We start from the raw sequence: 5,032 nt of genomic DNA on the forward strand, positions 1-5,032 counted from the left end.
CGGTGAGCAAGACAATACCTTCGCGCTGCCGGACGATTTCAAGAATTACATGGGCTGACGCGCGGCCCTAGTCATGTCCCCGTGGGGGCGCCCGCTTCAGTGCGGGCGCCCCCTCGGGCGTGTGCGGGCGGCCCGGGTCCCTCCATGGGCCCATCGGGCCGCCGCTCCAAGAGCTTCGCCCGCATTTCTCCCTTAATGTCGGCTCAATGGCTGTCGGCAGAGGAGCGTGCGCGTGACCAGTCCGGTACCTCCCCGCGACCGCCCCGACCAGCCCTGGCGCTCCGAGGGGGCCCCACCGCCCCCGACGCCGGGCCGGAAGATGCCGGGGGGCTGGGGCGGGCTGCTGCTCGGCGCGCTGGCCGTCTATCTGATCGCCAATCTGGTGCTCTCGTTCTTCAACGGCGACGAAGAGCCGACGATCGCCTACACGGAGTTCAGCAAGCAGGTCACCGCGGGCAACGTCTCCAAGATCTACTCCAAGGGCGATGCCATCCAGGGGCAGCTCAAGAAGGAGGCGAAGGTTCCGGGCAAGGACGAGAAGTACACCAAGTTCGTCACCCAGCGCCCCGCCTTCGCCGATGACAACCTCTGGGGCGAGCTGGTCAAGGACGACGTCACGGTCACCGCCGAACCGGTCGTCAAGGAGCGCAGCTTCCTCGCCAACCTGCTGATCTCACTGGCACCGATGCTGCTGCTCGTGGTGCTCTGGGTGTTCATCGCCCGGCGGATGTCGCGCGGCGGCATGGGCGGCGGGATGGGCGGCTTCGGCCGCAAGGCCCCGCCCAAGCCGGTCGAGCTGGAGGGCAGTCGGCGCACCACCTTCGCGGACGTGGCGGGCATCGACGAGGTCGAGGGCGAGCTCAACGACGTCGTGGACTTCCTGAAGAACCCGGACGCCTACCGGAAGATGGGCGCCAGGATGCCCGGCGGTGTACTGCTGGCCGGTCCTCCCGGCACCGGCAAGACGCTGCTCGCGCGGGCCGTCGCGGGAGAGGCCCAGGTGCCGTTCTTCTCGGCCTCGGCCTCCGAGTTCATCGAGATGATCGTCGGTGTCGGAGCGGGCCGGGTGCGCGAGCTCTTCGCCGAGGCACGCAAGGTCGCCCCCGCCATCGTCTTCATCGACGAGATCGACACCATCGGACGGGTCCGCGGCGGCGGCTCGGGCATGGGCGGGCACGACGAGCGCGAGCAGACGCTCAACCAGATCCTCACCGAGATGGACGGCTTCTCCGGTTCGGAGGGGGTGATCGTGCTCGCCGCCACCAACCGGGCCGACGTCCTCGACCCGGCGCTCACCAGGCCCGGCCGCTTCGACCGGATCGTGCAGGTCAGCCCGCCGGACAAGACCGGCCGGGAGGCGATCCTGGAGATCCACACCCGGCAGATCCCGATGTCCGACGATGTGGATCTGGGTCAGGTGGCCCGTACGACCCCGGGAATGACCGGCGCCGATCTGGCCAACCTAGCCAACGAGGCCGCACTGCTCGCCGTCAAGCGGGGGCAGTCGCAGGTCGACGGGGCCGATCTGTCGGACGCCCTGGAGAAGGTGCAGCTCGGGGCGGAGCGCTCCCTCGTCATGTCGGACGAGGAGCGCCGCAGGACCGCGTTCCACGAGAGCGGTCACGCGTTGCTCGGCATGCTCCACCCGGGCGCCGACCCGGTCCGCAAGGTCACCATCGTGCCGCGCGGCCGGGCGCTCGGCGTCACACTCTCGACGCCGGACGCCGACAAATACGCCTACACCGAGGAGTATCTGCGCGGCCGGATCATCGGCGCGCTCGGCGGGATGGCGGCCGAGCAGGTGGTGTTCGGCGTGGTCACCACGGGCGCGGAGAGCGATCTGGAGCAGGTCACCAATCTGGCCCGCGGCATGGTGGGTCGCTGGGGCATGAGCCACAAGGTGGGCCGGCTGACGGCGATCCCGGGTGATGGTCAGCAGCCGTACGGACTCTCCGCCGCACCCTCGACGCTGGACGCGGTGGACGGTGAGATGCGGCGCATCGTCGACGAGTGCTACGAGGAGGCGTGCCGGCTGCTGGGCAACAACCGCGACCGGCTGGACTCACTGGCCGCGGCGCTGCTCGCGAACGAGACGCTGGACGAGGAGGCGGCCTACCGGGCCGCGGGGATCACCCGGCTGGGCAAGGAGTGAGACCGGCGGGGCCGCAGGGCCCCGCCGGCCGGGCCGCTACGTCGTGCAGACGAGGTAGCGGAAGACGTTGGGCATCCAGATGGTGCCGTCCCGGCGCCGGTGCGGGTGCAGGGCCTCCGCCACCTCCTTCTCCACCTGGGGCCGGTCGGTCGCCCGTACCGCCGCGTCGAAGAGCCGGGTCGAGAGCAGACCCCGGACGGCGCTGTCCGGATCCGCGTAGCCGAACGGGCACGCCACCCGCCCCGAGCCGTCGGGCTTCAGTCCGGCCCGGAGCGCCACGTCCTCCAGATCGTCCCGCTGGGCACCGAGCCAGCCGCCCGACCCCGGGGAACGTGTCCCCTCCGCCAGCCGGGCCGCCACCCGCAGCACCGCCGCCGTGGCACACCGCTCGGGCGGGCCCCAGCCGGTCAGTACGACCGTGCTGCCCCGGCTCGCCAGCGGTACGGCGGAGCCGAGCGCGTCCACCAGCTCCTCTGCGTCGTCGGCGGAGCAGCCGATCGGGGTGAACGCGGTGATCAGGTCGTAGGGCTCGCGGCCGTCCGGCGTGGCCGGAACACTGTCCAGGAGCCGTGTGCCGGCAGCCGGGGAGCCGGGCGTGCCGTCGGTGTCCGGCAGCAGCCGGACCCGGGCGAGCGCGAGACGTTCGGCGTCGGCGTCCACGCCGGTGACATGTGCCCCGCGGCCGGCCGCGATCAGCAGCGCGAGCCCGGAGCCGCAGCCGAGCGAGAGCATCCGGGTGGCGGCACCCACTTCCAGCCGCCGGTACACCGCCTCGTACAGCGGCGCGAGCATCCGCTCCTGGATCTCCGCCCAGTCACGGGCGCGGGAACCGCTGTCCGCCGAGGCGGACGCCTCCGTGTACGTGTGGTGCCGGACGAGCGTTGGTGTCATGGAATGCGCCCCAATCCGCCGAGATGCCGGTCAAGTCGGTTGTGTCCGAGTGGACGATTTCCCCGTGCCTGTGCGGCCGCGCTTCCCCCGTATGCCAGAGAACTGCGCATCCGCCGCCGCGTCCAGGGGGCTACGGGCAATGGTTGCCTCCGGTGCCGCTCGCCGGTCCAGTCTCACCCGACATGCGGGGGTGGGCATGTCGAGGACTCATGGCGTGCGGGGGAGGGGGCGAACGGGGCGGGCGGCGGCCCCGGTACTGTCGTTGCCCCGAGCCCGCGCGCGCCGACGCTCCGGGCGCCCGGGCGGTACAGGGCCCAGGGGGCGTACGCGCCGTCTACGCGCTCGGGCGTACACGTCACTACGTACCACCTTTGTGTGAGCTGTGAGACTTCTCCGCAGATCAGCGCACCTGCCCTCGTCAGGACGCATCAACGGCAACTGACTGGTACGTGCAAATTATTTGGGATGGCCCGGAATCGGAACACCGGGGCACTCGCGCTCGTTGTCACGACGTGAGCACGACACCACCTGTACTTGCCGCAGAGCTGGCACAGGCGTGGGCCGACATTCAGCGGTACCACCCCGAGCTGCCCGATCTTGCCGCACCCGAGTCCCTGATCGGAGAGTCCTCGTCCGCCTGTGGCGCCGAGCTCTCCTTCGAACGGCTGCTCCACGAGGCAGTCCATGGCATCGCCGCCGCCCGAGGTGTCCGCGACACCTCGCGCGCCGGCCGTTACCACAACCGTCGATTCCTCGCGATCGCCGAGGAGCTGGGCCTCGACCATGCCGAGGAGCCCCACCCCAGCAGTGGCTTCTCACTGGTCACGCTCAATCCCGAGGCCAAGCGCCGGTACCGGCCGACGATGGAACGGCTGCAGCGCGCCCTCAAGGCGCACACCGTGGCCACCGCCGCCGACACCAAGCGCTCCTTCCGCGGCCCGGCCGCCCGGCACGGCTCCTCCGGAGGGGGCGTGCGGGTCAAGGCCGTCTGCGACTGCGGTCGCAACGTGCGCGTCGTCCCGTCGGTCCTCGCGCAGGCCCCGATCGTCTGCGGCGGCTGCGGAAAGCCGTTCCGGATTCCGGAAGCAGTGGTCGCGGTGGGGTGAGCCGATGTGGTGTGGCACAATGGCTAGCTGTACTCGACAGTCGCACAGGACCCCTCTCTCCTCCGGCTGACGCGTCCATCGGGCACCCGAGTACCGCAACCCCACGTGGCATCTTCGTTGTGCCCAACCACGTCATAGACCAGGAGACACCACTTCCGTGGCAGTCAAGATCAAGCTGAAGCGTCTGGGCAAGATCCGTTCGCCTCACTACCGCATCGTCGTCGCCGACTCCCGTACCCGCCGTGATGGCCGGGCCATCGAGGAGATCGGCCTGTACCACCCGGTGCAGAACCCCTCGCGCATCGAGGTCAACGCAGAGCGCGCGCAGTACTGGCTGTCCGTCGGCGCCCAGCCGACCGAGCCGGTTCTCGCGATTCTCAAGCTGACCGGTGACTGGCAGGCCCACAAGGGCCTCCCGGCCCCCGCGCCGCTGCTGCAGCCGGAGCCCAAGGCTGACAAGCGCGCCCTCTTCGAGGCCCTCACCAAGGACTCCGGCGAGGAGTCCAAGGGCGAGGCCATCACGCAGAAGGCGAAGAAGGCCGACAAGAAGGCGGACGAGGCTGCTGACGCAGCCGCGCCCGCCGAGTCGACCGAGGCCTGAGCATGCTCGAGGAGGCTCTCGAGCACCTCGTGAAAGGCATCGTCGACAACCCCGAGGACGTGCAGGTCGCCTCGCGCGTCCTGCGTCGTGGCCGTGTGATCGAGGTCCGGGTCCACCCCGATGACCTCGGCAAGGTGATCGGCCGCAACGGCCGCACCGCACGCGCGCTGCGTACCGTCGTCGGCGCCATCGGCGGCCGTGGTATCCGCGTCGACCTCGTCGATGTGGATCAGGTTCGCTGACAGAGTTGAACACCGGCACGGGCCGGGGTGGGCCATGGGC

At 70.4% G+C, this 5,032-nt stretch carries 5 protein-coding genes; 4 read left to right on the forward strand and 1 reads right to left on the reverse strand.

From position 1 onward, the window contains the following. Positions 1-232 precede the first annotated feature (232 nt). Positions 233-2,152: an ATP-dependent zinc metalloprotease FtsH gene (ftsH, locus tag ACFVW8_RS38425; RefSeq protein ID WP_389698577.1), complete on the forward strand. Its 1,920-nt coding sequence runs from the start codon at positions 233-235 to the stop codon at positions 2,150-2,152. Positions 2,153-2,188: 36 nt separating this feature from the next. On the opposite strand, the gene ACFVW8_RS38430 is transcribed toward ftsH, so the two are convergent. Then, entirely contained in the window at positions 2,189-3,043 is an 855-nt protein-coding gene (locus ACFVW8_RS38430; RefSeq protein WP_389698579.1) for a class I SAM-dependent methyltransferase, read from the reverse strand. A gap of 512 nt (positions 3,044-3,555) precedes the next feature. On the opposite strand from ACFVW8_RS38430, the gene ACFVW8_RS38435 reads away from it, so the two are divergent. The 3 genes from ACFVW8_RS38435 (at position 3,556) to ACFVW8_RS38445 (ending at position 4,992) form a co-directional block, all read left to right on the forward strand. Next, a complete protein-coding gene (locus tag ACFVW8_RS38435; protein WP_073739095.1) occupies positions 3,556-4,149 on the forward strand; it encodes a hypothetical protein in 594 nt (197 codons plus the stop codon). Positions 4,150-4,306: 157 nt separating this feature from the next. After that, a complete protein-coding gene (rpsP, locus tag ACFVW8_RS38440; protein WP_384136853.1) occupies positions 4,307-4,750 on the forward strand; it encodes a 30S ribosomal protein S16 in 444 nt (147 codons plus the stop codon). Positions 4,751-4,752: 2 nt separating this feature from the next. Then, entirely contained in the window at positions 4,753-4,992 is a 240-nt protein-coding gene (locus ACFVW8_RS38445) for an RNA-binding protein (protein WP_389698582.1), read from the forward strand. Positions 4,993-5,032: the final 40 nt, after the last annotated feature.

It is taken from the genome of Streptomyces sp. NPDC058221 (genome assembly GCF_042882365.1).
GTDB lineage: Bacteria > Actinomycetota > Actinomycetes > Streptomycetales > Streptomycetaceae > Streptomyces.